The organism is Streptomyces sp. NPDC050416 (assembly GCF_044458845.1).
In the GTDB taxonomy this organism is placed as follows: Bacteria; Actinomycetota; Actinomycetes; order Streptomycetales; family Streptomycetaceae; genus Streptomyces.
On the sequence record NZ_JBITII010000011.1, the window covers coordinates 155,272 to 180,943 of the forward strand.

Consider the following 25,672-nt stretch of genomic DNA (forward strand, 5'->3'; position numbering starts at 1 on the left):
GCCGCAGGTCAGGGTCGTGACGGAGGTCGTTATGGGTCGTGATGCCATCACGACCTCGAGGCCCGAAATCACGACCCGTCACGGGTAGCGTCACGGCCCCCACCTGCGGCGTCACGACCCCATCACGCCCCCGCGCGGCCGGCGTAAAGCTCCCGTACCCGCGCGGCGATCGCCTCGTATGCCGGGCGCATCGCCGTCCCCACCGCAGACAATGCCGCGTTAACCGTTTCCGGCTCCGTCGCTTCCACCGACGCCTCGTCGTAGGCCACCAGCCCACCCTTCACGTGGGCTCTTATGCCGTCGTCCAGGATGAACCCGGCCTGCGCAGTGAGGGCAGCCTCCGTGGCGTTCACCGCATCCATCCCCTCCTGGAAGCGTTGCGTGAGCTCCTCGTCGTCAAAGGCGCCAGGGAATTGGTGCTCCAGCCTGGCGGCCGTGGCCATTAGTACGAGACCAGCCATCAGGTCCCGCAGCAGCTGGTTCACCTCGACGAGGTGCTGGAGCTCGAACTCCTCGCGGCGCTGCCTGAGGGCGTCCTGCGCATCGTCGGCCCGGTCCTTGCGCTGCCGCCTGTAGGCGAGCCAGCCGTTCAACTGCGTTGCCAGGCCGCCGAGAAAGAACGCGGCGATCCCCCACCAGAAGTTCCACCCCTCCATGTCGCGGAGTCTACGGGCGGCAGGCACCCGGCGCGGACCCGGCGGGTAGACGGCCCATAGCCGGGTCTCAACCGGGTCTTAGCCGGGTCGTAGACGGCCGTCCAAGGCCCGTCCCCGCGAGTGTCCGTGCAGGACGAACCCCGTCCAAGGTCCGTCTGAACAGCTGCAAGCCCGTCCAGCCGGGACGGGGTGACCCCCTTGCCGGACGGGCCTTGGACGGGGCGTACCGGCCTCTCGCCGGGGCTGCGACGGGCACCTCACCACCTCACCAAACGGCCGTCTGCGCAGGCCGGCGCCGGTGACCCTGCCTGGTGACCCGGTCGGTGGAAAGTCACCTCCTCACTCGAGGGGTACCAGGGCTCTGGACGGTTTCCCGCTCCTTAGCTATACGCGCGCGTGCCTGCGCGCCAGCGCGAGCGGGCGCGTTGGGCCGTCGATGGCTCACCCGGACGGCTTGAGCCGAGCCGTTGAGCCATCCAGCGGCGTGACGAAAGCGCCCCGCACCGTGCCCGGTTACGTCGGGCAGGGGTCGGGGCGCTCAGGGGCGGTCCTACTTGGAGAACGTGGTGCCGCGGGCGTACTCGCGCCGGGCCGCCGGGGACAGTTGCCCCGCCTCGGCCGCCATGGCGACGCGGTTCCAGGCTTCGGCGAGGTGCAGGCTGGTGGTCTCGCTGGCCATCGTGCGCAGCTTCGCGGCGACCGCCTCGTCGGTGTCGTCGACCACGGGGTAGGTGACGGTCCCCGCCGCCTGCTGGGCAGCATCCTTGGGCTCGGTGGCCAGGCGGTCCCACAGTTGGTCTTCGATGGCAGGGGGGATCTCGCCGGGGCTGGGCTGTCCGAAGTACGCGATGCGCACCCGGCGGATCATCCACGTCGGGTACGCGGCCCACCCTTCGGGCGTGTGCGGCAGTTCGCCGCGCGGGCCGATGCAGTCCAGGGCGAACGAGTCGCCGGCCTCCACATCGTCGGCGAACGCGCGCAGACCGGCGGCGAACGCGGCCGGGTCGACGGCCGGCGGCTGAGGCTGGGGAGTCCTGCGGAAGCGACGGAACACGGCTTGTCCTCTCAATCGTGGGCCTGCCGGTTGGCTGGCCCCACCGCGCCCCCGCAACCGTGGGGATACGCCCACGGTTGACGGAGGACGGAAGGGTCAGTCAGCGGCGGTACATGCCGGCCCGGACGAGCGCGGCCTTCACGTCCGCCTGCGACGGCTTGAGGCCGGCCGCAGCGGCGGCTGCGATGACCTCAGACGGGTAAGCGTGGCCGCGGTCGCGGACCAGGCTCCGACGATGCTGACGATGCCGGAACGGCGGGCACGGACGGCGGCGGTACGGGCGCTCATGGGGGTTCCAATCCGGGGTGCGGAAACGGTCCGCACCCCTTGGGCGTAAAGGGCTCTGAGCCCTTGGCGGTAAAGGGCGGTAAGGGTGTGGGGTGTTTGGATCGCACGCTGCTGCGACGACGTCTCGAGAGGGTCCGTTGACTTGGATCGCACGCTGCGGAAACGGGCCCTCGAGAGAGGGGGTAGATCGGTCAGACGCTGGGCGTTTGTCGGCCTCGCGGGAGGGGGGTCGATGGGATCTGACCAGCCTCCGGACGGGACCCGGAGGGGTACTCAGGACGGCGGACCCTTTTGGGATTTGACCAGCCATCCAGGGGTCCCAGGGCCCCCCTCCGGAGAGGGGGGCATTTGGGGAACACGCTGGGCGTTAGGCGGTCTTCGGGAAGGCCCGGTCGACGGCTCGGTACACGGCGTGGACGTACCACTGCAGCGACACGTCGTCGGCGTCCTGGCCGGCCATGTGCGCCATCGCCCGAGCACCCTGCTCCAGCTCCAGCGCGCTCATCCACGCCAGACTGAAGGCGGCCAGCGACCGAACCTCCTCGACGCTCAGGGCGTCCGGGTCCTGAATGCCGTAGGCCTTCGTGGCAGCGTCCTCGACAGCGGCGGCCAGCTGGTCCCGGGAGACCGCCAAGCGCACCGTGAAGACCGTGTGCCGCTCGTCGTGGGGCTCGACCATGTCCTGCACGTCGCCCACCGGTACGGCCGGACGCTCCAGAGAGATCGTCATGACTGCTGCTCCTTGATGGCGGCGAGGCGGTCGCGCATCTCCTCGACGGCCGCCGTGTAGCTCTTCAGGTGGGCGATGTAGGCGTCGGCCTGCTCGACGGTCTCCAGGTCGAACCCGCGGTCGCCCGTGCCGATGGCGATGCACGACCACTCCGGGTTGTTGCAGTGGTCGACGAGGTGCGTCGACAGGAGCGGCTCGGCGTACTGCGGGCGGGCGCCGGGAGGGGCCGGGACGTTCACCTCGTCGCCCCGGTGGAAGAAGTCCTCCGTGCCGATCCACGGGTCCTCCGAGTGGTCGATGACGCACCACTCCGGGCAGCCGAGATCCACGGGGGCACTTGCGATGCGGCCTGCGTCGATGATGGTCATTTCGACTCCGTTCCGAGGATCCGGTCAAGCAGGGCGGAGAAGAGGCGGGCGCCATACCTGTCGTCCGTGGCACGGGCCACGATGAGGAGGTCGACGACCCGGGAGGCGGGCGGCAGCGGGCGGGCCTTGGAACCCATCACGGCCGCGTACTCCGTCGGGCGGTGGACGAGCGCGCTCATGCGGTCAGCTCCCAGTTCTCCGGCCGGTAGACGGCCGTCAGCAGCCACACCAGCGGCCACGGCAGGGCCGCGCCCTTGGCGAGGTTGCAGCGCTCGCAGGCGAGCACGAGGTTGTCGATGTCCCAGCCGGGCCAGATCCAGTGCGGGATGTAGTGGTCGAGCGTCTTGCGGCGCATCGGCCGGCGCCGGAAGTTCCGGCGGCAGTAGAAGCAGCGCGACCCGTGGCGGGCCTTCAGCTCGCAGTGCAGGTACGCCTTCGTCTCCGGCGCCAGCTCCTCGCGGCTCACGACGTGACCCGCTGCGGGAGGTCGAACGGGTACGGCAGGCTCGGGCCGCCTTCCCAGCGGAACGAGTACTGCAGCCACGCCTCCCGCACGGCGTCCAGGGCGGCCTGGTAGGAGTCGGCGTCCGTGCGGGCCCCGGCGAGCAGCTGCTGGCGCCAGTCCGCGAGGACGACGAGCAGCTGCTCGACGAACTCCTGCGGGGCGTCCGTGTCCTCCGGCCGGTCCAGGTCGCCCGACGGGTACTCCAGGGCGAACAGCGTGTCGCTGGAGAGACCCTCGAAGCGGGCCGCGTAGTCGATGCTCGTCATCGCCGGTACCCCCTCAACCGGTCGGCCTCGTTCGCCAGGCGGTACAGCTCCCCGACGTACAGACCCACCCGGGCGGCCAGCTCCCGCGTCTCCTGCGGGTCCAGGCCGGCCGGGAGCTCGTCGACGTCCACCACCGGGTACGGCTCCGGCCGCAGCTCCGAGAACGGACCCCAGGAGAGCCGAGCGACCATCAACTGACGGCCGTCGAACTCCAGGGCCACCGGCTCCCCGGCGTGCCCGATGTCCGTGAAGTGGCCGACCGAGTCGCCCTCATGGCCGACACACCACTCGGGCTCCGGCACGGTGACTTCGCCGCGGTCTTCGGTCTGCAGCGTCACCGTGCCCTCGCCGCGGCGCGGCTCCTGCAACGGCAGGGGTTCCGAGTCGGGCGAGAAGGCGCGGTCCACGGCGGCAGCCAGCACATCGATGGCCCGCTGCTGCTCGGGCGTGAAGCCCCGCTGCTCGTCGCGTTCCATCTGGTGGTCCAGCTCGATGATGGCCTCAGCGGCGAGATGCCCCTCGACCTCCCGGCGCACCTCGTCGTCCGTGAGGGACTCCGGGGTGCGGTCGGCGCCGAGCCCGGCGAAGCTCATCGACAGAGCCGTGACCAGCTGGGTGCGGGTCAGCGCGAACGCCACCCGCACCACAGCCACGGCCGGCTCTAGTTCATCGACACCGCCCTGCACCTCGAACGGGCCGAACACGGGAAGGTGCTCGTTCACGCCCGACCACCCTCACGCACGCAGCGCAGCGCCTCGTCAGCCTGGCTGCGGACGTCCGCCGGGGCGTCGTCGGGGAGCGTCTGCGCCAGGCGGCGGACGTCCGCGGCGAACGCGACCAGCTGGTCGGCCATCGCGAGCGCGGCCGTGCGGCCGTACACCTCGACCTCGGTGTCGAGGTCGACCGCCAGCTTCGGCTGCTCGTTCTCCTCGCCGAGGGAGGGCCACCACGACAGGGACACCTCCAGCGGGACACGCGCCGGGTGCAGGGTGGTGATGCTCAGCGAGGCGGGCTGGCCGTTGTGGCTGACGTCCTCGAGGAACGTGACCCGCTCCGAGTGGTCCGTCACGCACCACGACGGGCAGGGGACGTATGCCGTCTGAACGTTGCCCTCGCGGCCCACGGGCACCGGGACGAGCCGGTAACCCGGCTTCACGGCGGGGAGCGGGCTGACGGTCGCGGCGGTCGGCTGAGAAGGGATGCCGGACAGAGCGGCAGCGTGCTGGCTGATGGCAGACTGAGCCATAGCGGTTCTCCCTGTTTGTGGCAGGAACGGCCGAGGCCCCGGTGGGAAGGTGAGAGCTCCCCCGGGGCCGCCGCTTGTGCGGCGGCCGTGGGATAGGTGGTCTAGGGGGCGCTCAGGCCGCGTAAGCGGCGGTGCGCGGGTAGGTCGTGAAGGCCTCGTCGAGGACGTCGAGGTCGGCGGGGAGGTGGCCGTTCACCCGGCGCCACTTGCCGGAGACGTTGGACCAGGCCTTGCGGGGCTCGACGCCGTGGCCGGCGCGGTAGAGCTTCGCGGCGGTGCGGCCGAAGGCGGAGCCGTAGCGGTCGGCGAACGCCTGGTCGACGCCGCGGCCGGTGAGGTAGCGGCGGACCAGCATCATGCCGGCCGAGATCGTGGTGTAGAGGATGCCGAGGTCAACACCGTTGACGGCGTTGAGGGTACGGCTGCGGGGCGTGCGAGAATGACTCACAGCGGCTCTCCTGTTGTGGCAGGGGTTCCGTAGGCCCTCGTCGGTGTTACCAGCACCTCCGGGGGCCGCTTTCGTTGCTACAAAGCTAGACCCACTTGTTGCTACAAAGCAAGCCGTTCGCCAAAGAATCTTGTAGCCACGAGAGCGGGTGCTCGGATATTGCCCGTCGTGGCTACAACTCAGTACCCTCAGGGCATGACGCCCGAGACCACCGACGACGACAAGTACGACGTCCCCCGCAGATTCCGAGCCCCCGATGACGAGTGGTTCCCCTTCGGTGACGCCACCCGAGCCGTACACCCCGAGGGCCGTAGCCCTCGCGCGAAGGTGCTGCGCGAGTTCATGCGCTGGTACATGCGCCGGCCGGGCGCCAAGCTTCCGGAGCGTCCACCAGCTGGCGCCTGGTCCACACCGAAGCAGAACTGACGCGGGCAGGAACGGCGAGTAGGCGTTCATCGGTGCGCCTCTCCGACTTGGGTGAGTGCGATCACCACGAGGTAATCGGAGAGGTGACCTGTGACGTCAGGCTGAACGCCGCTCATTCATAGATCACTCACAGGCATAAGGGGAGAGGCGGCAGTGGCCACCCAGCAGCAGCCGAACGAAGCGTTCATCGCGGAGCTCAAGCGCTGGAGGGATGTCCGCGGCCTCTCCCAAACTGCTCTCGCCGGCCGGGTCGGTTACACCCCTTCGTACATCTCCAAGGTCGAGGGAGGGCAGCAGCGGCCGTCGGCCTCGTTCGCCGTTGCGGCGGACCGGGTACTGCGGGCAGGAGGCGCCATCACGCGGGCGCACAGCGACCTCGAGGGCCGAACCCCCACCGCACACCAGACGGCCCCGGAGAACGGCGCAGGGGACTCGCACGCGGCAAGCCTGATCGTCGAGCACGAGGACACCTCGCTGCACTACGACGGCCGCGTCTACCGAGCAACTCAGCGGCGCCGGCTCTACAACGACAGCCCGGACCCCGTCGCCCGGTACCTGATCCGCATCAGCGTCGACCGCTACCCGGGAGACCCCGAGCGGTCGAACGCCCACTTCCGGGAGCACCCGCTCACCTGGGAAGAGATCCAGCTGGAGGCCAGCATCAACGGCGAGCCGCTCACCTGGCGCGTCCAACATGACCGCGACGCCTTCAAAGAACTCTGGCTGCTCTTCGAGAACGACCACGGCCGCTACCCGCTGTACCCCGGGGAGTCAGCGTGGCTTGAGTACAGCTACACCGTCGGCGACGACAAGTGGGGCACCTGGTTCCAGCGTGCCGTGCGCCTACCGACGCATCTACTGTCGGTGCGCCTCGACTTCCCGGCCGAGCTGCAGCCGCAGGTGTGGGGCACGGAGACGACGATGACTGCGGCGGCCCTGCCGTTCCGAACAGCCATACGCCAGACGCAGGAGGACGGGCGCAGCGTCTTTGCGTGGTCGACCGAGGATCCGCCCCTGCACGCCCGCTACCGGCTCGAATGGAAGTTCCGCGCACGCCCAGACCAGGAGGAGACCTTGCCCACCGTGGAGACCGAAGCGCCCGCCAGCGAGAGGATGCGCGCCATCGGCGTCGTCCAGGAGGGCGACCCGATCCTGACGAAGACCGCCCGCACCTTCGAACTACCAGCGGAGGCCGAGGACGCCCGCCGAGTGGTCGCTGAGCTGGTCTCCGCCTGCGAGCGGGCCGCCACGGTCCACGTGTTCGGCAAGGGCATGGGGATGGCGGCCCCGCAGATCGGCATCGACCGCGCCGCGGCGATCGTCCGTTCCCCTGAGGGCGAGTCGATCACCCTGTTCAACCCGCGCATCGTCGAAGAGTCGCCCGAGACGGACGAGCAGTACGAGGGGTGCCTGTCGTTCTTTGACGTGCGCGGCAAGGTGCCCCGGCCGCTCGCCATCAGCGTCGAGCACACGGACATTGATGGCCGGCAGCGCATCACCATCTTCGAGCGAGGCATGGCCCGGCTCGTCGCCCACGAGGTCGACCACTTGCACGGCCAGCTGTACCGGTCCCGGATGCGGAACGGCGTCGAACCCATTCCGGTGTCGGAGTACCGGGGCACAGGGAGCAGCTGGCAATACGCCAAGCCCGGCGAGTAACCGCTGTGGCTGCTTCTGCCCCGCGCGTGGCTGTGGCCGTGATCGTGGCTGGAGGGCGTGTGCTGTTGGCTCGCCGCGCCATCGCAGAGGGGGGCCTGGTGTGGGTGTTCCCGGGCGGCAAGGTCGAACCCGGCGAGGGGCCGGAGGAGGCAGCCGTGCGGGAAGCCGGCGAGGAGGCCAGGGTGCTCGTTGAGGCGGTGCGGGTCCTGGGCGAGCGCACCCACCCGGACACCGGCCGACAGCTGGTCTATGTGGCCTGCACGCTCGTCTCGGGTGCTGCCAGAGCAGGGAGCACCCGGGAGGTCGCAGAGGTCGCGTGGGCTTCCCTCAGCGACCTCCGCAAGCTCGTCCCCCAGGGCGTACACGGGCCAGTGCAGGAGTACCTGAACAGCGCCCTGGCCGGCTGAGCCGCAGGCCCCGCCATCTCACACATATCTCACAGACTCGACGTAAGACGACGGGAACGCTGCCGCTGACCTCGGGTTTTCCCGGTCCTTGTGGGACCTGTGGACACTATGGAGGCCCTTTAAGCTAGGGACATGGCCTACGAGATTCCGGTGACGCAAGCCAGGGCTGAGCTCGCCGACCTGATCAACCGCGTGGTGTACGGCGGTGAACGCGTCGTCGTCACCCGGCACGGCAAGCCCCTCGTCGCCCTCGTCTCAGCCGATGACCTGCGGCGACTCGACGAGACCCAGGAGCTCGCGGAGCCCGCTGAGGAGCAGGTGATCAGCGCGGTCTCCACGGTCCGCGAGGTCGTGTCCGCTCCTGGCGAACCCCAGCGGTTCGGTATCGCGGCGGAGCACCGGAGGGCCGGCCCGGCCTCATGAAAAACCGTGCGTCCCCGTCCGCTACGGCGGGGGCGCACGGTCGCTTGCTGTGGCGCCGCCCGGGCGCGGCGGGCGGTGATCAGCCGACGGCCGACAGCTCCCGCCGGTCGGGCGCGGGCTCGCTGCCCGGCTTCCGCGCCCGCAGCGAGCTGCCGAGCAGTACGGCACCCAGACCCAGCGCCGCCCACCAGGTCAGGGTCAGTGCGGGGCCGGTCGCCGCCGCGCCGTCGAAGTACGACACCGAGCGCAGCAGTGTCGTACTCGCGCCGGGCGGCAGCCACTGGCCGATCGCGCCGGCCGACTCCGGCAGCATCTGGGGGGCCGAAGTGGCGCCGGAGAAGGGGTTGCCCAGCAGCATCACCACCGCGGCGCCGATGCCCGTGCCGGCGGGGCCGATCAGGGCGGCGAGGCCGGCGACGGCACCGCCGACGGCCACCGTGGACAGGCCGAGCACCGCAGCCTCCGCCCACCAGTCGCCGCCCAGCGCCCCGAGCCAGCTGTGCGCGATCCCGGCCGCGGCCACGCCCACCAGGGCGGACGCACCGAGCAGTGCCAGCACGGCCCGGATGCCGCGCAGCCCCAGCAGGGTGACCGCCGCGCCCGCCGCGATGCCGGCCAGGGCGAGCGGCAGTACGGCGGCGTTCAGCACCGCGCCGCGCGGATCACTGGCGGGGGTGGGGACGACGTCGACCGTCTCGACCTGTACGCCCCCGGCGGCGGCCTGCCGTGCCACGGCCTGCTGGAGGAACTGCGCGACGGTCGGTCCGGCCGCGGACGCGGTGAGCAGTTCGGGCCCTTGGGGCGTGACCACGACGGCGCCGTAGACGCTCCGGTCCTCGATGGCGTCCCGGGCGGCGGCCTCGTCGGCGTAGCGGTGGATGTCGAAGGCGCCCTCGTGCCGCTCCAGCTGCCGCTCCACCTGGGCCGCCGCGGCGGGCGGTCCGGCCACGCCCAGCGGCAGGTCGCGGGGTGCTGTACGGGAGGCCGGCCAGGCGAAGGCCCACAGGGCGAGAGCCGCCAGGACGGGCACGAGGACGACGACCGCGATCGGTCGGCGGTTGCGGGTAGGCATAAGGGTCTCCTGAAGCGAGCTGAACCGGAACCGGAGCCAGTGCTGGAGCCAGTGCTGGAGCCAGTGCTGGAGCGGGAGGGAGCGTTAAAAAGAAGGATCGTTCGTTTTGCTCTGCTCTCACCGTGCTCTGCTGACGATCGCTTGTCAAGAATGAATATTCGTTTTATGTTGGGGATCATGGCCCGCGTGTCCCAGGAACATCTCGACGCCCGCCGCCGCCAGATCCTCGACGGCGCCGCGCTCTGCTTCGCCCGTAACGGCTTCCACGCCACGTCCATGCAGGACGTGCTGAAGGAGGTCGATCTCTCGGCGGGTGCGGTGTACCGCTACTTCAGCGGCAAGGAGGAGCTGATCGGCGCGATCGTCGCCGAGGTGCTCGGGTCGGTCCGCGGGGCCTTCGAGGAAGCGGCCCGGCAGAGTCCGCCCCCGCCGCCCGACGAACTCGTCGCCTCCGTCCTCGGCAAGACGCTCGCCGCTCGTGAGTCCCTGGTCGTCGACGGCCGGCCCGCCTTTCCGCGGCTCGTCATCCAGGTGTGGACGGAGACGCTGCGCAACGAGGAGCTCGCGGCCCTCCTGCGGGAGGGCTACGGCTCGGTCCGCGCGGCCTGGGGGAGGATCGTCGAGGGCTACCAGGAGGCCGGGATGATGCGGGCGGACGTGGCGCCGGACCACGTGGCCCGCACGATGATCGCCGCCGTGCTGGGGTTCATCGCACAGCAGTCCCTCTTCGGGCCCGCCCCGGTCGACACCCTCCGGGACGGTCTGCGGGCACTGATGAGCATGCGGGACGAGGCCCCGGTGGATCACAGCGCAACCGGTGGATCACAGCTCGGTTAACGTGCCCGAAACGCGGTCCAATTAGCCTGCCGCCACGTCACCAGGGCTTTTCCCCTGTCCCTGGGGCTGCGGCAGCCGGGCCCCGCACGGTCCGGAGCGAGGACTGTGAGGTGGGACGTGCAACTGACCCCGCACGAGCAAGAGAGGCTGCTGATCCACGTGGCGGCCGACGTGGCCGAGAAGCGCCGGGCCCGAGGGCTGAAGCTCAACCACCCGGAGGCGGTCGCGCTCATCACGTCGCACATCCTCGAAGGCGCGCGTGACGGCCGTACCGTCGCCGAGCTCATGGCCTCCGGGCGCAAGCTGCTCACCAGGGACGACGTCATGGAGGGCATCCCGGAGATGATCCACGACGTCCAGGTCGAGGCCACCTTCCCGGACGGCACCAAGCTCGTCACCGTCCACGATCCGATCGTCTGACGGGGAGGCCGCCGTGATTCCCGGAGAGATCCTGTTCGCCGACGGACCGATTGCGTACAACGAGGGCCGCGAGGTCACCCGGCTCACCGTCCTCAACGCCGCCGACCGGCCCGTCCAGGTCGGTTCCCACTACCACTTCGCCGAGGCCAACCCCGGTCTGGAGTTCGACCGCGCCGCCGCGCGCGGCAAGCGGCTGAACGTCGCCGCCGGCACGGCCGTGCGCTTCGAACCCGGGATCCCCGTCGACGTCGAACTCGTACCGCTGACCGGCGCCCGCGTCGTGCCCGGTCTGCGCGGGGAGACCGGAGGTGCCCTCGATGCCTGAGATCTCACGTGCCGCGTACGCCGACCTGTTCGGCCCGACGACCGGCGACCGGATCCGGCTCGCCGACACCGATCTGCTGGTCGAGATCGAGGAGGACCGTTCCGGCGGCCCTGGGCGCGCCGGTGACGAGGCCGTGTTCGGCGGCGGCAAGGTCATCCGCGAGTCCATGGGCCAGGCGCGCACCACCCGTTCGGAGGGCACCCCGGACACCGTCATCACCGGCGCGGTGATCATCGACCACTGGGGCATCGTCAAGGCCGACGTCGGCATCCGCGACGGGCGGATCACCGGGATCGGCAAGGCCGGCAACCCCGACACCATGGACGGCGTGCACCCGGACCTGGTCATCGGCCCCGAGACCGAGATCATCGCCGGCAACGGGCGGATCCTCACGGCGGGCGCGATCGACGCCCACGTGCACTTCATCTGCCCGCAGATCGCCGACGAGGCACTGTCCGCGGGCATCACGACCCTGGTCGGCGGCGGCACCGGCCCCGCCGAGGGCTCCAAGGCCACCACCGTGACCCCCGGGCCCTGGCATCTGGCGCGGATGCTGGAGGCCATGGAGGCCTATCCGCTCAACATCGGCCTGCTCGGCAAGGGCAACACCGTCTCCCACGAGGCGATGCTGTCGCAGATCCGGGGCGGCGCACTCGGCCTGAAGCTGCACGAGGACTGGGGCTCGACCCCGGCCGTCATCGACGCCTCGCTGACCGTCGCCGGGCAGACCGGCGTCCAGGTCGCCATCCACACGGACACCCTCAACGAGGCCGGGTTCGTCGGCGACACGCTCGCCGCGATCGCCGGGCGGGGCATCCACGCCTACCACACCGAGGGCGCGGGCGGCGGGCACGCGCCGGACATCATGACCGTGGTCTCCGAGCCGCACGTACTGCCGAGCTCCACGAATCCGACCCGGCCGTTCACCGTCAACACCGCCGAGGAACACCTCGACATGCTGATGGTGTGCCACCACCTCAACCCGGCCGTTCCGGAGGACCTGGCCTTCGCCGAGTCCCGGATCCGGCCGTCCACCATCGGCGCAGAGGACATCCTGCACGACCTCGGCGCGATCTCGATCATCTCCTCCGACTCCCAGGCCATGGGGCGCGTCGGCGAGGTCGTCATGCGGACCTGGCAGACCGCCCATGTGATGAAGCGGCGCCGGGGCGCGCTGCCCGGGGACGGCCGCGCCGACAACCGTCGGGTACGCCGCTACGTCGCCAAGTACACGATCAACCCGGCGCTCGCCCAGGGCCTGGCCCGGGAGATCGGGTCGGTGGAGAGCGGCAAGCTGGCCGACCTGGTGCTGTGGGAGCCGGCCTTCTTCGGCGTCAAGCCGCACCTCGTCATCAAGGGCGGGCAGATCGCCTACGCGCAGATGGGCGACGCCAACGCCTCGATCCCCACACCGCAGCCGGTCCTGCCGCGCCCGATGTTCGGGGCGATCGGGCGGGCACCCGCCGTCAACTCCCTCAACTTCGTCGCGCCCCTGGCCGTCGAGGACGGGCTGCCGGAGCGGCTGGGCCTCGGCAAGCGGTTCGTGGCGATCGAGTCGACGCGCGGGGTCACCAAGGCCGACATGCGGGAGAACGACGCCCGGCCCGAGGTCCGGGTCGATCCCGACAGCTTCGCCGTGCACATCGACGGTGAGCTGGTCGAGGCGGTGCCGGCGGCCGAACTGCCCATGGCCCAGCGGTACTTCCTGTTCTGAGGACGTCCTGATGTCACGTGCGGCACTTCTCGTCCTGGCCGACGGCCGCTTCCCCGCCGGTGGTCACGCCCACTCCGGCGGGGCGGAGGCGGCGGTCAAGGCCGGGCGGATCAGTGGAGCGGCGAGCCTGGCGGAGTTCTGCCGGGGGCGGCTGCACACGGCAGGTTCGATGGCGGCCGCCCTTTCGGCGGCGGCCGCGCTGGGGATCGACCCCGTCGCGCTGGACCGTGCCGCGGACGCCCGTACGCCCTCGCCCGCGCTGCGCGTCGCCGCGCGCAAGCTGGGGCGGCAGCTGATGCGGGCCGCCCGGACGACCTGGCCGTCCGCGGAACTGGACGCGCTGGCCCGGGAGTTCCCCAAGGGGGCTCACCAGCCGGTGGTGCTCGGGCTGGCGGCGCGGGCGGCCGGGCTGGGACCGGTCGACGCGGCGTACTGCGCGGCGTACGAGAGCGTCAGCGGGCCGGCCACGGCGACGGTGCGGTTGCTGAGTCTGGACCCCTTCGACGCGACGGGGGTGCTGGCCCGGCTGGCGCCGGAGGTGGACCGCGTCGTGGACCGGGCGGTGGAGGCGGCGCGGAGGGTGGTCGACGAGGGGGTCGACGCGCTGCCGGCGGGGTCGGCGCCGTTGCTGGAGATCGGGGCGGAGATACACGCCGGCTGGCCCGTGCGGCTGTTCGCCTCCTAGACGGATCATCCCTTTACTCGAATCAGTTGGACCTTTACTCGAATCACTCGGACAAGAACGCGGGAGCCGCCCCATGCACCTCGGCCACGATCACACGCACGACGGCCCCGGCGCCGTGAGCGCCGACGCCCTCCGCCCCGACGGCGGCCGCCGGGCCCTGCGGATCGGACTCGGCGGGCCCGTCGGGTCCGGGAAGACCGCCACCGTCGCGGCGCTGTGCCGCGCACTGCGGGACGAGCTGTCCCTCGCGGTCGTCACCAACGACATCTACACCCGCGAGGACGCCGAGTTCCTGCTCCGCGAGGCCGTGCTGCCGCCCGAGCGGATCACCGCGGTGGAGACGGGAGCCTGCCCGCACACCGCGATCCGGGACGACATCTCCGCCAACCTGGAAGCGGTGGAGGACCTGGAGGACGCCGTCGGGCCGCTGGACCTGGTCCTCGTGGAGTCCGGTGGGGACAACCTCACCGCGACCTTCTCCAAGGGGCTCGTCGACGCGCAGATCTTCGTGATCGACGTGGCGGGGGGTGACGACATTCCGCGCAAGGGCGGGCCGGGCGTGACCACCGCCGACCTGCTCGTCGTCAACAAGACCGACCTCGCCCCGTACGTCGGCTCCGACCTCGCGCGGATGGCGGCCGACGCCAAGGCGCAGCGGGCCGAACTCCCGGTCGTCTTCCAGTCGTTGCGCGGCGAGCCCGGGGTGGCGGAGGTCGCCGCCTGGGTGCGTGCGCAGCTCGCCGCGTGGACGGCCCGAGCGTGAACAGCGCCGGCGTGCGGTCCGTCGCGAGGATCGTCGCCCGGGACGACGGCCGGGGCGGGACGGCCCTGCCCGTGCTGGAGAGCGACGGGCCGCTTGCGCTGCGGCGCACCCGGGGGAGTGGTGCCGAGGCGCGGGTCATGCTGGTCGGAGCGATGAGCGGGCCGCTCGGCGGCGACCACTTCACCGTGCGGGCCCGGGCGGAGGAGGGAGCACGGCTGTCCGTCGGCTCGGCCGCCGCCACCATCGCCCTGCCGGGGCAGGCCAAGGGAGAGGCGCGCTACGACGTCCGGCTCGATGTCGCCGACCGGGCCGAACTGCACTGGCTGCCCGAGCAGTTGATCTCCGCCCAGGGCAGTGACCTGCACGTCACGACCCGCGTCGGGCTGGCCGCCACGGCCCGGCTCGTGCTGCGCGAGGAGCAGGTGCTCGGGCGTGCCGGTGAGGAACCCGGGCGGCTGACGAGCCGGCTGACCGTGCGGGTCGCCGGGCAGGCCGTGCTCGACCAGGAACTCGCGTGCGGGCCCGGCGCGCCGGGCGGCTGGGACGGCCCGGCAGTGCTCGCCGGTCATCGTGCGGTCGGGCAACTGATCGTCGTACGCCCGGAATTCGCCGCCGAACCGGTGCCTGCCCGAGCACTCGGGGAAGGGGCCTGTCTCGTCCCGCTCGCCGGGCCCGCCGTCCTGGTGACCGCCGTGGCGCCGGACGCGCTGCGGCTGCGGCGGCTGCTCGACGAGGCACTGGCGTCACTCGCGCGGTCGTAGGCTTCCGCTCACGCCCCGAACCAGGAGTCCTCCGCCGCGTAGTCGAACAGGTCCGGGTAGATCCGTGCCAGAGTCGGGAACGCGTCCTTCCAGTCCTGCCCGGACAGGCGGCGGGTGAGCCAGTCGACCGTCTCCGGCAGGCTCTCGGAGTAGGTCACGACCGGCCGGTAGCCCAACTCCCGCTCGGCGGCGGACATGTCGAAGACCACCGGCAGCTCCACCGACCAGGGCGAGCTGCCCACGGACGGCGAGGGTGCCGCCCCGCCCACCAGGACGGTCCGCGTCTCCACTCCCATCACCGCGTCCACCGCCGCCCCGATCTCGGCCACCGTCGGCGGTTGCGGATCACAGGCGTTGAGCACCCGCGAGCCGGGCCGGGCGGCCGCCAGCCGGATCAGTTCGGCGATGTTGCGGGCGGCCGAGGGGTGGAAACGGCTCTCGCCCCGGTAGGCGAGCACCCGCCTGCGCCGGCCGTCGAGGTTCCGTTTCACGAAGTACAGCTCGCGGGGGAGCGGGCTGTGGGGACCGTGGATCGCGCCCGCGCGCAGCAGGGTCGTGGGCAACCGGTCGCCTGCCGCGAGGAGTTCCCTCTCCAGGGCGGCCTTGCCGGTGCTGTAGGTGGCGTCCCCCGGCGGGACCGTCGGCTGGTCCTCCCGTACGGGCACGGGATACCGGGGGAAACCGCCTGGCTCGCTCATCGTGTCGAAGCCGCGGCCCGTGCCGTCTTCGTACACCGACACCGTCGACACGACCACGGCCGAGCCGATGCGGTCGGCCAGACCGGTCAACTGCCGTGCGTGCCGGGCCCCGTAGGCGACGATGTCGACGACCAGGTCGCAGCCGTCACCGACCAGCGCGGCCAGTGCCGTGTCGTCCTCGCGGTCCAGCCGCACGGTCCGCACCTCGCCGGGCCAGCTCTCGTCCCGGGCCCCGCCGCGCGACGCGGCCGTCACCTCCCAGCCGTCCCGCGCCAGCGCCTCCACCGCCGGCCTGCCTGTCTGCCCGGCCGCCCCGATCACCACAGCACGTCTCATGACGCGACCGTAGACGGTAAAGGCGGCCGGGGAGACGGCTTCTGCCGACGGCAGAGGCCTCAACGGGTCGACGACAGACGCCTCACATGGCCGACAGCAGACACCTCACATGGCCCACAGCAGACGCCTCAAGTCAGCGGCAGGCGCGGGAACTTCCGCTCCTTCGCGGCGGCGGCGGCCTCCTCGGCCTTCACAACGGCCGCGTACTGGTCGACGTACTCCTGCTCGGACAGGGAGAGGATCGCGTACATGATCTCGTCGGTGACGGCGCGCAGGATGGCCTTCTCGTTCTCCATGCCTTCGTAGCGGGAGAAGTCGAGGGGCTTGCCGAAGCGGATCACGACGGGGTGGACATTGGGGATGACCTTGCCGGGCGGCTGGGCCTCGAAGGTGCCGATCATCGCGCACGGGATGACCGGGACGCCGGCCTTGAGGGCCATGACCGCGACGCCCACCTTGCCCTTGTAGAGCCGGCCGTCGTGCGAGCGCGTGCCCTCCGGGTAGATGCCGAGCAACTCGTCCTTGCTCAGGACGCCGAGGCCCTCGCGGATCGCGGCCTGCCCGGCGTCCTTGCCGGAGCGGTCGACGGGGATCTGCCCCGCGCTGCGGAAGAACGACGCCGTCAGACGGCCCTTGATGCCCGGGCCCGTGAAGTACTCGGCCTTCGCCAGGAAGGTGATGCGCCGCTTGAGGACCGCGGGCATCAGGAAGTGGTCCGAGAACGACAGGTGATTGCCGGCGATGATGGCGGCACCCTCCGAAGGAACGTGCTCCAGGCCCTCTATCCGAGGCCGGAAAACCAGTCTCAGCAGCGGCCCCAGCAGCACGTATTTCAGCAGGTAGTAGAACAAAGCGGGCGCTCCTCGACTCTTGCGGTGGACTCAACCGCCGCGTTCCAGCAGGTCAACCGGCATGTCGTGGGGTGCCAGTGTAGGTGCAGGCGTGGTCACCGGGCACCTCGTGGGACCGGACCGGGCCGATCCTTTGCCGATTGACTGACGGTCAGTCAGGGAGGTGCGTCCGGTGGTGCTCCTGCGGCAGGGGAGAACCGCGGGACCAGCGTGCTGCGCCACACGGGTGACCGGCAAGCCGAACGGGCGGCGTGGCGGGATCCGAGGGGTGCCTGGCCAACCGCTGGTTCTTGCGGCCAGGCCGAGTACTCTGCGAAGCATGCGGATCTCTGTTTCCTCGGACATGGACGAGCCCGTCGCCCGCTCCCTCGTGGCAGCGCTGCGCGAGCGAGGACACGAGGTGCGCCCGCACGGCGCGCTGCGTCCCGGGGACGACCCCCAGTGGGCGGTGTGCTCCCAGGCCGCGGCCCGCGAGGTCGCCGACGGGACGGCCGACCAGGCCGTGGTGTGCTGCTGGACCGGCACGGGCGCCTCGATCGCCGCGAACAAGGTGCCGGGCGTGCGGGCCGCCCTGTGCGCGGACGCCTACACGGCCGACGGGGCCCGCCGCTGGAACGACGCCAACGTCCTCGCGCTCAGTCTGCGGCTCACGTCCGAGCCGCTGCTGAAGGAGATCCTCGACGCGTGGTTCGCCGGCGAGCCCAGCGCGGACGCCGAGGACCGGCAGAACGTGGACCGCGTCCGGCTGCTCGACCACGGCGCCAACCGCCGGTAGGCCACGGTCACAGCCGCACGACGATCAGCGCGGTGTCGTCGGTGGCACCGCCCGGCGGCAGCAGCTCCAGCAGGACGGTGTCGGCGAGGCGCTCGGGATCCTGCTCCCGGTTCCGGTACAGCGCGTCCGCGAGACGGGCCAGGCCGGTGTCGATGTCCTCGCCCCGCCGCTCGACCAGGCCGTCGGTGTAGAGCACGAGCGTGGCACCCGGTGTGAAGGCCGTCTCCGCCTGGGGTCGGGGGATCGGGTCGGGGCGGGCGTCGAGCGGGGTGTCCGTGGCCCCGTCGAGGAACTCGGCGCGGCCGCCGGGGTGGACCAGCAGGGGCGGGAGATGGCCGGCGCTGCTGTAGGTGATGGTGTGCCGGTCGAAGTCGATGAAGGTCGTCACGGCGGTCGCCGACTCGGCGCCCTCGACCACGTGGGCGTAGCGCCCCAGCACGTCCAGGGCCTGGGCCGGGCCCTCGGCGACCCGGGAGGCCGCGCTGAGCGCGCTGCGCAACTGGCCCATGACACCGGCGGCCCTCAGCCCGTGCCCCACCACGTCGCCCACGGACACGCCGACGCGGTGCCCGTCGACCAGGTCGACCAGGTCGTACCAGTCCCCGCACACGTTGAGCGCGCCCACGGCGGGCCGGTACCGGACGGCGGCCCGGTGGTGGGGGCTGACCTGACGGCGGTCGGGCAGCATCGCCTCCTGGAGGGCCAGCGCCACCTCCCGCTCCCGGGAGTGGGCCTGCCGCAACCGCTCGTTGAGTTCCTGGAGCTCGCGGGCGCGCGTGTACAGCTCGGCTTCCAGGACCCGGGACCGGCCGCCCCGACCTGACCCCGAGCGGCCCCGGGCCCGGATCAGCTCCGTGACCTCCTCGACCCGGTGCAGGATCAGCGTCACCTTGCCGTCGGGGCCGAGCAGCGGCGCGTTCACCGGACTCCAGTAGCGCTCCTGCCACTCCCCGGGCCGCTCGGGATCCTCGACGTCGTAGCGCTGGAGCGCCATGGCGTCACGCTCCCCGGTCGCCAGGACCCGGTACAGCGAGGCCTCCAGGTTGCGCATGCCCGTCGAGGCCGGGTCGTTGGGGTTGTCGGGGAAGACGTCGAACAGGTAGTGCCCGACGAGCTGCTCGCGGGAGCGGCCGGACGCCCGGACGAACTCCTCGTTGACGTCCGCGTACACCAGCTCGGGCGTCAGCAGCGCCACCATGCCGGGCAGGGCCTGGAAGACCGCCGCGTAGTCGATCGCCGAATCCGTCATGGCCGCCGCCTCACCACTGCCGGGGTCAGACCAGTTTCCCACGGTATGGGGGAATCCGGCTCCGGCTTCACTCCCCGAGCGCCGCCACGGGCAGCTCGGGGAGCTCCGTCAGGGACTGCTCCGCCCAGATGATCTTCCCGTCCTGGATGAACCGCGTGCCCCACCGCTGGGTCAGCTGGGACACCAGCAGCAGGCCGCGCCCGCCCTCGTCCGTCGTACGGGGATGGCGCAGATGGGGAGCGGTCGCGCCGGTGTCGAAGACCTCGCAGACCAGGGCGCGCTCCCGGATCAGGCGGAGCCGGAGGGGCCCGGGGGCGTGCCGGATGGCGTTGGTGACCAGTTCGCTCACCACCAGTTCCGTGGTGAACGCCAGCTCCTCCAGCCCCCAGCGGGCCAGCTGCCGGGTGGCCCTGCGGCGGGCGTCGGCGACGAGTGCCGGGTCGGGGTCCAGGTCCCAGGCCGCGACCTGCTCGGCGCCGAGACGTTTCGTCCGGGCCATCAGCAGCGCCACGTCGTCGTACGGGCGTGCCGGGACCAGGGCGTCGACGACGTGCCGGCAGTGCGCGTCCAGCGGGCCCGCCCCTTCCAGCGCCCCGCGCAGCCGTTCCCGGCCGGCGTCGACGGCCCAGGTCTCGGACCGGGCCAGCAGCCCGTCCGTGTGCAGGGCGAGGGTGCTGCCCTCCACGAGGGACAGTTCGACCGCCTCGAAGGGCGGGCCGCCCACGCCGAGCGGCGGCCCCTGCGGAAGATCGACGAAGCCGACCGAGCCGTCGGGCAGGACCACGGCCGGCACCGGATGGCCCGCGGCGGCCATCGCGCACCCGCCGTCGACCGGGTCGTAGACGACGTACACACATCCGGAGCCCACGCACTGCGTGCCCGCGGAACCCGCCGCGCCCGGCTCGGCGCCCTCTTCCCGGGCCGACCGCGCCACCAGGTCGTCGAGGTGCGCCAGGACCTCCTCCGGCGGCAGATCCTGAGCGGCCAGCGTCCGTACGGCCGTGCGCAACTGCCCCATGGCCGCGGCGGCGTCGATGCCGTGCCCGGGCACCTCGCCCACGACGAGCGCGACGCGTGCCCCCGACAGCGGGATGAGGTCGTACCAGTCGCCGCCCAGACCGGTCAGCTCGTCGGCCGGCCGGTAGCACGCGGCCACCTCGACCGCGTCCAGTTCGGGCAGCCGGTGGGGGAGCAGACTGCGCTGGAGGACGAGCGCGGCGTCGCGCTCGCGCGTGTAGCGCCGGGCGTTGTCCACGCAGACGGCCGCGCGGGAGACGAGGTCCTCGGCCAGCCGCAGGTCCTCCTCGTCGAAGGGCTCCCTGCCGTGGCGCCGGAAGAAGGTGGTGATGCCCAGGGTGGTGCCGCGGGCCCGGACCGGCACGACCATCACGCTGTGCAGGCCCAGCTCCGAGAAGGTGGACCGCGGGCCGCCCGGGGCGTCCGTGACCCACACCCGGTCCCGTGGATCGAGCCGCTCGGCGTGCCAGGTCCGTCCCGTGGCCAGACAGCGGACCGGGGGCGACCCGGCCGGGTACGTTGCGATCTCGCCGATCTCGACGACGGCCTGCGGGACGCCCTCCTGCGTGGACCGGTGCCCCGTCCGGCGCAGCGCCACCGGCTCGGCGTCCGCGAGCGGCCCGGGCGTCACCTCGGCGCCCCGCAGCACCGTCTCCAGCAGGTCCACGGTGACGAGGTCGGCCAGTCCCGGCACGGCCACGTCGGCCAGTTCCTGCGCGGTGCGCGTGAGGTCCAGGCTGCGGCCGATGGTCTCGTTGGCGCGGTCGAGGAGCGCCAGCCGCTGCCGGGCGCGGTGCCGCTCGGTCATATCGACGACCGTGTAGTACACGCCCATCGGGCGGCCCCGGTCGTCCTCGAGCCGGGTGAACGACAGCATGTGCGCGGTCTCGCGCAGCGGCGCCGACACCACACGGCCCACGTGCTCGTACCCGACCACCGCCTCGCCGGTCTCCAGCACGTGCCGCATCTGCGCCTCGACCGCCTGGGCGTCCAGGCCGGGCTGGACGTCCGCGAAGCGCAGGCCGAGCCGCCGGGCCGGCGGTCCGCCGCCGAACTGCTCCAGGGCGGCGTTCGACCACACGAAACGCAGGTCCGTGTCCACGATGGCGATACCGACCGGGGCGTCGGACACCATCCTTTCCAGCACCGTGCGGCTCATGTCCCAGCCGGGCGCGTCGGCCAGCTCCGACAGCAGCATCAGCCAGCGCTCGCCGCCGTGCGCCTCCTCGGCCGGGGTGATCCGGGCGGCGACCCTCACGGGCCGGCCGTCCCTGTGGCGGGCCGTCAGCAGCCCCGTCCAGCCGCCGTCCCTGCGGCACCGCTCGACCAGGTCCGGCACGCGCTGCGCGTCCTCGGCCGTCAGCAGGTCCGCCAGCTTCCTGCCGACCGCCTCGGCGGCCGGGTACGCCAGCAGCCGCCCGGCCTCGCCGGTCCAGCCCGTCACCACGCCCTGCGGATCGAGCAACAGGGGCACGGCGTCGGCCACGTCGAACCGCCGCCGACCGTACTCCTCGTGTGCGCCCACGGCCGACCTCTCTGTAGCTGAGAGTGGTCTACCACCTCTTGCCTCAATCTTCACCCTTCCGGCATGCGGGGGCGGCTTGTACGGGGCCGGTCGGGGTGGCTGGTGGTGGGGCGGGCGGCTTCGCCGGCGCCGCCTGGCCGGGGGCCATCGATGCGGGCCTCCTGCCAGGCGGACACCGGCGTCGGCCTCCGAAGCGGCCTCCCTGCCAGGCGGCTCCCGTCATCGATGCCCCGCCCGGCGGCCTTGGTGTCGGCCCCACGGTGAGCGCCGTTTTGGCGGGGGGTTTTCGAGGCGGTCTCCTTGCCAGGCGGCTTCTGCCATCGATGCCCGGCCCGGCGGCCTTGGTGTCGGCCCCACGGTGAGCGCCGTTTTGGCGGGGGGTTTTCGAGGCGGGCTTCCTGCCTGGCGGCTCCCGTCATCGATGCCCCGCCCGGCGGCCCAGGCGTCAGCCCCACAGTGAGCGCCGCTTTGCCGGGGGGCTTCCGAGGCGGCCTCCCTGCCAGGCGGCCCCGCCACCGACGCCGTCCGGCGGCCCTCGCCGTCAGCCGCTCGTCATCCGTCCCCGTCCGGGCGGCCTCCGCCGCAGCCCGCTCCCTCTCACCGCAGCACCTTCTCCAGCGTCCCCAGCGCCCCTTCGAGTTCCTCGCCCGTGATCGTGAGCGGTGGGGCCAGGCGGATCGTGGAGCCGTGGGTGTCCTTGACCAGGATTCCCTCGCGCATGAGGCGTTCGCTGATCTCGCGGCCCGTGCCGAGCGCGGGGTCGATGTCGACGCCCGCCCACAGGCCCCGCGAGCGGAAGCCGACGACGCCCTTGCCGACCAGGCCCGTCAGACCGTCCCGCAGCACCGCGCCCAGCTCGGTCGCGCGGCGCTGGAACTCGCCCGTCTCGAGCAGCCCGACCACCGCAGTGCCGACCGCGGCCGCCAGCGGGTTGCCGCCGAAGGTCGACCCGTGCTCCCCGGGGTGCAGCACCCCGAGCACCTCCCGCCGGGAGACCACCGCGGACACCGGCACGATGCCGCCGCCCAGCGCCTTGCCCAGCAGCACCACGTCCGGCACGACCGACTCGTGCTCGACCGCCAGCGTGCTGCCCGTACGGCCGAGCCCGGACTGGATCTCGTCCGCGATGAACAGGCACCCCTTGCGGCGGGTGAGCTCCCGCACGCCGGCCAGATAGCCGTCGTCCGGGATGATGACGCCCGCCTCGCCCTGGATCGGCTCGATCAGCACCGCCGCCGTCGTCTCGTCGACCGCCGCCTCCAGCGCGGCCAGGTCGTTGTACGGCACGATCCGGAAGCCCGGCGTGAAGGGCCCGAAACCCGCCCGGGCGGTCTCGTCGGTGGAGAAGCTGACGATCGTCGTCGTACGGCCGTGGAAGTTGTCCGCCGCGACCACGATCGTGGCCCGGTCGGCCGGGACGCCCTTGACGTCGTAGGCCCACTTGCGGGCCACCTTCACCCCGCTCTCCACCGCCTCCGCACCGGTGTTCATGGGCAGCACCATGTCCATCCCGGTCAGCGCCGCCAGCCGCTCCGCGAACTCGGCGAGCCGGTCGTTGTGGAAGGCCCGCGAGGTCAGGGTCAGCCGGTCGAGCTGGCGATGGGCGGCCTCGATCAGCGCCGGGTGCCGGTGCCCGAAGTTGAGCGCCGAGTAGCCGGCCAGCATGTCGAGGTAGCGCCGCCCCTCCACGTCCTCCACCCAGGTGCCCTCGGCGCGGGCGACGACCACGGGCAGCGGGTGGTAGTTGTGCGCGAGGACCGGCTCCTCCGCGCGGATGAGCTCCTCGGAGCCGCGGGTCTCCTGCGAGTCCTGGGTACGGACGGGTGCGGTCATGAGCGGATCTCCCGGATCTCCTGGGTGCAGCACTTGATGCCGCCACCGGCCTTCTGGAACTCGGACAGGTCGACGGGGACGGGGACGTAACCCCGGTCGGCGAGCCGGCCGGCCAGGGCCGTCGCCCCCGGTGAGATGAACACGTGCCGCCCGTCGGAGACGGAGTTGAGCCCGAACGCCATCGCGTCCTCGCGGTCGGCGAGCACCGCGTCCGGGTACAGCCGGGCCAGCACCTCGCGGCTGCCCGGCGAGAACGCCTCGGGGTAATAGGCGATGGTGTCGTCGTCGAGGACGAACAGCGCCGTGTCGAGGTGGTAGAAGTACGGATCCACCAGCGTCAGGCTGATCACCGGCCTCCCGAAGTACTCCTGCACCTCGCTGTGCGCCTCCCGGGTCGTACGGAAGCCCGTCCCGGCCAGGATCCAGCGGCCGGCCGGCACCAGGTCGCCCTCGCCCTCGCACACCGACTCGGGGTGGTAGACCTCGTAGCCCTCCGACTTGAACCACGCCTCGTACGGCACGGACTCGGGGCGGCGCTCGGGCGCGTGGAAGAGGGAGCCGAAGACGCGGCCGTCGACGACGACCGCCGCGTTCGCGGCGAAGACCATGTCGGGCAGACCGGGAACGGGTTTCACAGTGTCCACGGTATGGCCGTGGGCACGGTAGGTGTCGACCAGCGCCTGCCACTGGTCCAGGGCGCGGATGACGTCGACGGGTTCGTCGGGATGCATCCACGGGTTGATCGCGTACTGCACGGCGAAGTGTCTGGGTTCGCAGACGAGGTAGCGCCGCCGGCGCGGCACACGGGAGTCGGGCACAGAGGGGTCCCTCCGCTTCCTCACGGTGTGTGACTGTGGGTTGACACAACGGTAGGAACTGACACGGGCGGCCGACAAGGAACAATGGTTGCGCGTCCACGCAGGAACGCTGCGTCTTGAGGCCGGTCAGCGCACGTCTGCTGCGCCGCCCGGGACCGCCTCCGGCGCCGGCTGGCTGGCGCCCGCCTCCGGGCTCTCGGGAAGCAGATGGGACAGCACCATCACGCTGATCGTCTTCCGGATGAAGGGCTCCTGGCGGATCCGCTCCAGCACCTCCTCGAAGTGCTCCACGTCCCGCGCCCGCACGTGCAGCAGCGCGTCCGCACCGCCCGTCACGGTCATCGCCGCGGTGATCTCCGGGTGGTTGCGCACCACCTCCGCGAGCCGCCGCGGCGGGGCGGCGCCCTCGCAGTACACCTCGACGTAGGCCTCCGTCCGCCAGCCCAGCGCCGACGGCTTCACCGTGGCCGTGAACCCGGTGATCACGCCCGTCTCCCGCAGCCGGTCGACCCGGCGCTTGACCGCCGTGGCCGACAGCCCGATCACCGTGCCGATCTCGGCGAAGGACGTCCGGGCGTTCGCCATCAACGCGGTGATGATCTTCCGGTCGAGTTCGTCGAACGGCGTGGACCTGCTGTTCATGCGGGCACTGTATCCACCGGCATCCCGGCCCGCGCCGCGCCCGGCCCGGCGCGGGCCCTTCACCCTGGGGCAACGTCCACCGGCACATGTCCAGACGTACGGATCGCCCCTACACTCCGGGTTCATGCTGCGTGCCCTGGCTGTCGACGACGAACGCCCCTCGCTGGAGGAACTGCTCTACCTGCTGCACGCGGACCCCCGCATCGGCAGCGCGGAGGGTGCCGGCGACGCGACCGAGGCGCTGCGCCGCATCAACCGGGCCCTGGAGTCCGGCCCGGGCGGGCCCGAGGCGATCGACGTCGTCTTCCTCGACATCCAGATGCCCGGCCTCGACGGCCTCGACCTGGCCCGGCTGCTCACCGGATTCGCCCGGCCGCCGCTCGTCGTGTTCGTCACCGCCCACGAGGACTTCGCCGTCCAGGCCTTCGACCTCAAGGCCGTCGACTACGTCCTCAAGCCCGTCCGCAAGGAACGGCTCGCCGAGGCCGTACGACGTGCCGCCGAGCTCCGTGGTGCCGCGCCCCGCATCCCCGTGAGCGAGCCCGACCCCGACCACATACCCGTCGAGCTCGGCGGGGTGACCCGCTTCGTCTCCGTCGACGACATCACCCACGTCGAGGCGCAGGGCGACTACGCCCGGCTGCACACCGACAAGGGCAGCCACCTGGTCCGCATCCCGCTGTCCACCCTGGAGGAGCGCTGGCGCTCCCGCGGCTTCGTCCGCATCCACCGCCGCCACCTCGTCGCCCTGCGCCACATCGGCGAGCTCCGCCTCGACGCGGGCACCGTCAGCGTCATCGTCGGCTCCGAGGAGCTCCAGGTCAGCCGGCGCCACACGCGCGAACTGCGCGACCTGCTCATGAGGAGGACGTGAC

At 71.9% G+C, this 25,672-nt stretch carries 31 protein-coding genes; 13 read left to right on the top strand and 18 right to left on the bottom strand.

Annotation, left to right across the window (positions count from 1 at the left end):
• Positions 1 to 122 precede the first annotated feature (122 nt).
• The 10 genes from ACIBL4_RS30400 to ACIBL4_RS30445 all read right to left on the bottom strand — a co-directional run bounded on the left by ACIBL4_RS30400 (position 123) and on the right by ACIBL4_RS30445 (position 5,561).
• A complete protein-coding gene (locus tag ACIBL4_RS30400) occupies positions 123 to 656 on the bottom strand; it encodes a hypothetical protein (protein WP_399414987.1) in 534 nt (177 codons plus the stop codon).
• Positions 657 to 1,206: 550 nt separating this feature from the next.
• Positions 1,207 to 1,710, bottom strand: a complete 504-nt coding sequence (locus ACIBL4_RS30405; RefSeq protein WP_399414988.1) for a hypothetical protein — start codon at positions 1,708 to 1,710, stop codon at positions 1,207 to 1,209.
• 655 nt (positions 1,711 to 2,365) lie between these two features.
• Entirely contained in the window at positions 2,366 to 2,728 is a 363-nt protein-coding gene (locus ACIBL4_RS30410) for a hypothetical protein (RefSeq protein WP_399414989.1), read from the bottom strand.
• Positions 2,725 to 3,096 carry a DUF6907 domain-containing protein gene (locus ACIBL4_RS30415; RefSeq protein ID WP_399414990.1) on the bottom strand — a complete coding sequence of 124 codons (372 nt, stop codon included), beginning with the start codon at positions 3,094 to 3,096 and terminating at the stop codon, positions 2,725 to 2,727. Before ACIBL4_RS30415 ends, ACIBL4_RS30410 begins: the two co-directional genes overlap by 4 nt.
• The gene (locus tag ACIBL4_RS30420; protein ID WP_399414991.1) at positions 3,093 to 3,275 is read right to left on the bottom strand and encodes a hypothetical protein; all 183 of its coding nucleotides are present in this window, start codon (positions 3,273 to 3,275) and stop codon (positions 3,093 to 3,095) included. Before ACIBL4_RS30420 ends, ACIBL4_RS30415 begins: the two co-directional genes overlap by 4 nt.
• Complete coding sequence (locus ACIBL4_RS30425) at positions 3,272 to 3,562, bottom strand: HNH endonuclease (RefSeq protein WP_399414992.1); 291 nt, start codon at positions 3,560 to 3,562, stop codon at positions 3,272 to 3,274. Before ACIBL4_RS30425 ends, ACIBL4_RS30420 begins: the two co-directional genes overlap by 4 nt.
• Positions 3,559 to 3,867 (bottom strand): hypothetical protein, encoded by a 309-nt coding sequence (locus tag ACIBL4_RS30430; protein ID WP_399414993.1) that lies wholly within the window; start codon positions 3,865 to 3,867, stop codon positions 3,559 to 3,561. Before ACIBL4_RS30430 ends, ACIBL4_RS30425 begins: the two co-directional genes overlap by 4 nt.
• Complete coding sequence (locus ACIBL4_RS30435; RefSeq protein WP_399414994.1) at positions 3,864 to 4,589, bottom strand: DUF6907 domain-containing protein; 726 nt, start codon at positions 4,587 to 4,589, stop codon at positions 3,864 to 3,866. Before ACIBL4_RS30435 ends, ACIBL4_RS30430 begins: the two co-directional genes overlap by 4 nt.
• The gene (locus ACIBL4_RS30440; protein ID WP_399414995.1) at positions 4,586 to 5,113 is read right to left on the bottom strand and encodes a DUF6907 domain-containing protein; all 528 of its coding nucleotides are present in this window, start codon (positions 5,111 to 5,113) and stop codon (positions 4,586 to 4,588) included. Before ACIBL4_RS30440 ends, ACIBL4_RS30435 begins: the two co-directional genes overlap by 4 nt.
• A gap of 112 nt (positions 5,114 to 5,225) precedes the next feature.
• A complete protein-coding gene (locus ACIBL4_RS30445; RefSeq protein WP_399414996.1) occupies positions 5,226 to 5,561 on the bottom strand; it encodes a hypothetical protein in 336 nt (111 codons plus the stop codon).
• Positions 5,562 to 5,756: 195 nt separating this feature from the next.
• On the opposite strand from ACIBL4_RS30445, the gene ACIBL4_RS30450 reads away from it, so the two are divergent.
• From ACIBL4_RS30450 to ACIBL4_RS30465, 4 genes are all read left to right on the top strand, one after another.
• A complete protein-coding gene (locus ACIBL4_RS30450; RefSeq protein WP_399414997.1) occupies positions 5,757 to 5,987 on the top strand; it encodes a hypothetical protein in 231 nt (76 codons plus the stop codon).
• Positions 5,988 to 6,140: 153 nt separating this feature from the next.
• Positions 6,141 to 7,646 carry a peptide deformylase gene (locus ACIBL4_RS30455; protein WP_399414998.1) on the top strand — a complete coding sequence of 502 codons (1,506 nt, stop codon included), beginning with the start codon at positions 6,141 to 6,143 and terminating at the stop codon, positions 7,644 to 7,646.
• 32 nt (positions 7,647 to 7,678) lie between these two features.
• Positions 7,679 to 8,053: an NUDIX hydrolase gene (locus tag ACIBL4_RS30460; RefSeq protein WP_399415151.1), complete on the top strand. Its 375-nt coding sequence runs from the start codon at positions 7,679 to 7,681 to the stop codon at positions 8,051 to 8,053.
• 132 nt (positions 8,054 to 8,185) lie between these two features.
• Positions 8,186 to 8,476 (top strand): type II toxin-antitoxin system Phd/YefM family antitoxin, encoded by a 291-nt coding sequence (locus tag ACIBL4_RS30465; RefSeq protein WP_399414999.1) that lies wholly within the window; start codon positions 8,186 to 8,188, stop codon positions 8,474 to 8,476.
• 79 nt (positions 8,477 to 8,555) lie between these two features.
• Here ACIBL4_RS30465 and ACIBL4_RS30470 read toward each other — a convergent pair whose 3' ends face one another.
• Positions 8,556 to 9,548, bottom strand: coding sequence for an ABC transporter permease (locus ACIBL4_RS30470; RefSeq protein ID WP_399415000.1), 993 nt, complete (start codon positions 9,546 to 9,548; stop codon positions 8,556 to 8,558).
• Between the two features lie 177 nt (positions 9,549 to 9,725).
• Here ACIBL4_RS30470 and ACIBL4_RS30475 point away from each other — a divergent pair, with 177 nt between their 5' ends.
• The 7 genes from ACIBL4_RS30475 to ACIBL4_RS30505 all read left to right on the top strand — a co-directional run bounded on the left by ACIBL4_RS30475 (position 9,726) and on the right by ACIBL4_RS30505 (position 15,053).
• On the top strand, positions 9,726 to 10,385 hold the full coding sequence (locus tag ACIBL4_RS30475; protein WP_399415001.1) for a TetR/AcrR family transcriptional regulator: 660 nt from the start codon (positions 9,726 to 9,728) through the stop codon (positions 10,383 to 10,385).
• 117 nt (positions 10,386 to 10,502) lie between these two features.
• Entirely contained in the window at positions 10,503 to 10,805 is a 303-nt protein-coding gene (locus ACIBL4_RS30480) for an urease subunit gamma (protein ID WP_010355509.1), read from the top strand.
• A gap of 13 nt (positions 10,806 to 10,818) precedes the next feature.
• A complete protein-coding gene (locus ACIBL4_RS30485; RefSeq protein WP_190050893.1) occupies positions 10,819 to 11,130 on the top strand; it encodes an urease subunit beta in 312 nt (103 codons plus the stop codon).
• Positions 11,123 to 12,844, top strand: a complete 1,722-nt coding sequence (locus ACIBL4_RS30490) for an urease subunit alpha (protein WP_399415002.1) — start codon at positions 11,123 to 11,125, stop codon at positions 12,842 to 12,844. The genes ACIBL4_RS30485 and ACIBL4_RS30490 overlap by 8 nt, the downstream gene beginning before the upstream one ends.
• Before the next feature lie 10 nt (positions 12,845 to 12,854).
• Positions 12,855 to 13,529, top strand: coding sequence for an urease accessory UreF family protein (locus tag ACIBL4_RS30495; protein ID WP_356923767.1), 675 nt, complete (start codon positions 12,855 to 12,857; stop codon positions 13,527 to 13,529).
• A gap of 73 nt (positions 13,530 to 13,602) precedes the next feature.
• A complete protein-coding gene (gene ureG / locus ACIBL4_RS30500; RefSeq protein ID WP_399415003.1) occupies positions 13,603 to 14,292 on the top strand; it encodes an urease accessory protein UreG in 690 nt (229 codons plus the stop codon).
• Positions 14,289 to 15,053 (top strand): urease accessory protein UreD, encoded by a 765-nt coding sequence (locus ACIBL4_RS30505; RefSeq protein ID WP_399415004.1) that lies wholly within the window; start codon positions 14,289 to 14,291, stop codon positions 15,051 to 15,053. The genes ureG and ACIBL4_RS30505 overlap by 4 nt, the downstream gene beginning before the upstream one ends.
• 8 nt (positions 15,054 to 15,061) lie before the next feature.
• On the opposite strand, the gene ACIBL4_RS30510 is transcribed toward ACIBL4_RS30505, so the two are convergent.
• Together ACIBL4_RS30510 and ACIBL4_RS30515 are read right to left on the bottom strand one after the other, a co-directional pair.
• On the bottom strand, positions 15,062 to 16,087 hold the full coding sequence (locus ACIBL4_RS30510; RefSeq protein WP_399415005.1) for an NAD-dependent epimerase/dehydratase family protein: 1,026 nt from the start codon (positions 16,085 to 16,087) through the stop codon (positions 15,062 to 15,064).
• Positions 16,088 to 16,215: 128 nt separating this feature from the next.
• Positions 16,216 to 16,938, bottom strand: a complete 723-nt coding sequence (locus ACIBL4_RS30515; RefSeq protein ID WP_356923763.1) for a lysophospholipid acyltransferase family protein — start codon at positions 16,936 to 16,938, stop codon at positions 16,216 to 16,218.
• A gap of 319 nt (positions 16,939 to 17,257) precedes the next feature.
• On the opposite strand from ACIBL4_RS30515, the gene ACIBL4_RS30520 reads away from it, so the two are divergent.
• The gene (locus ACIBL4_RS30520; protein WP_399415006.1) at positions 17,258 to 17,713 is read left to right on the top strand and encodes an RpiB/LacA/LacB family sugar-phosphate isomerase; all 456 of its coding nucleotides are present in this window, start codon (positions 17,258 to 17,260) and stop codon (positions 17,711 to 17,713) included.
• Between the two features lie 7 nt (positions 17,714 to 17,720).
• Here ACIBL4_RS30520 and ACIBL4_RS30525 read toward each other — a convergent pair whose 3' ends face one another.
• The 5 genes from ACIBL4_RS30525 to ACIBL4_RS30545 all read right to left on the bottom strand — a co-directional run bounded on the left by ACIBL4_RS30525 (position 17,721) and on the right by ACIBL4_RS30545 (position 24,797).
• Entirely contained in the window at positions 17,721 to 18,962 is a 1,242-nt protein-coding gene (locus ACIBL4_RS30525; RefSeq protein ID WP_399415007.1) for a PP2C family protein-serine/threonine phosphatase, read from the bottom strand.
• 67 nt (positions 18,963 to 19,029) lie between these two features.
• Complete coding sequence (locus ACIBL4_RS30530) at positions 19,030 to 21,504, bottom strand: SpoIIE family protein phosphatase (protein ID WP_399415008.1); 2,475 nt, start codon at positions 21,502 to 21,504, stop codon at positions 19,030 to 19,032.
• A gap of 597 nt (positions 21,505 to 22,101) precedes the next feature.
• Positions 22,102 to 23,337 (bottom strand): ornithine--oxo-acid transaminase, encoded by a 1,236-nt coding sequence (rocD, locus tag ACIBL4_RS30535; protein ID WP_399415009.1) that lies wholly within the window; start codon positions 23,335 to 23,337, stop codon positions 22,102 to 22,104.
• Complete coding sequence (gene ddaH, locus ACIBL4_RS30540; protein ID WP_399415010.1) at positions 23,334 to 24,155, bottom strand: dimethylargininase; 822 nt, start codon at positions 24,153 to 24,155, stop codon at positions 23,334 to 23,336. Before ddaH ends, rocD begins: the two co-directional genes overlap by 4 nt.
• 126 nt (positions 24,156 to 24,281) lie before the next feature.
• Positions 24,282 to 24,797, bottom strand: coding sequence for an Lrp/AsnC family transcriptional regulator (locus ACIBL4_RS30545; protein WP_399415011.1), 516 nt, complete (start codon positions 24,795 to 24,797; stop codon positions 24,282 to 24,284).
• Between the two features lie 124 nt (positions 24,798 to 24,921).
• On the opposite strand from ACIBL4_RS30545, the gene ACIBL4_RS30550 reads away from it, so the two are divergent.
• On the top strand, positions 24,922 to 25,671 hold the full coding sequence (locus tag ACIBL4_RS30550) for a LytR/AlgR family response regulator transcription factor (RefSeq protein ID WP_399415012.1): 750 nt from the start codon (positions 24,922 to 24,924) through the stop codon (positions 25,669 to 25,671).
• Position 25,672 lies beyond the last annotated feature (1 nt).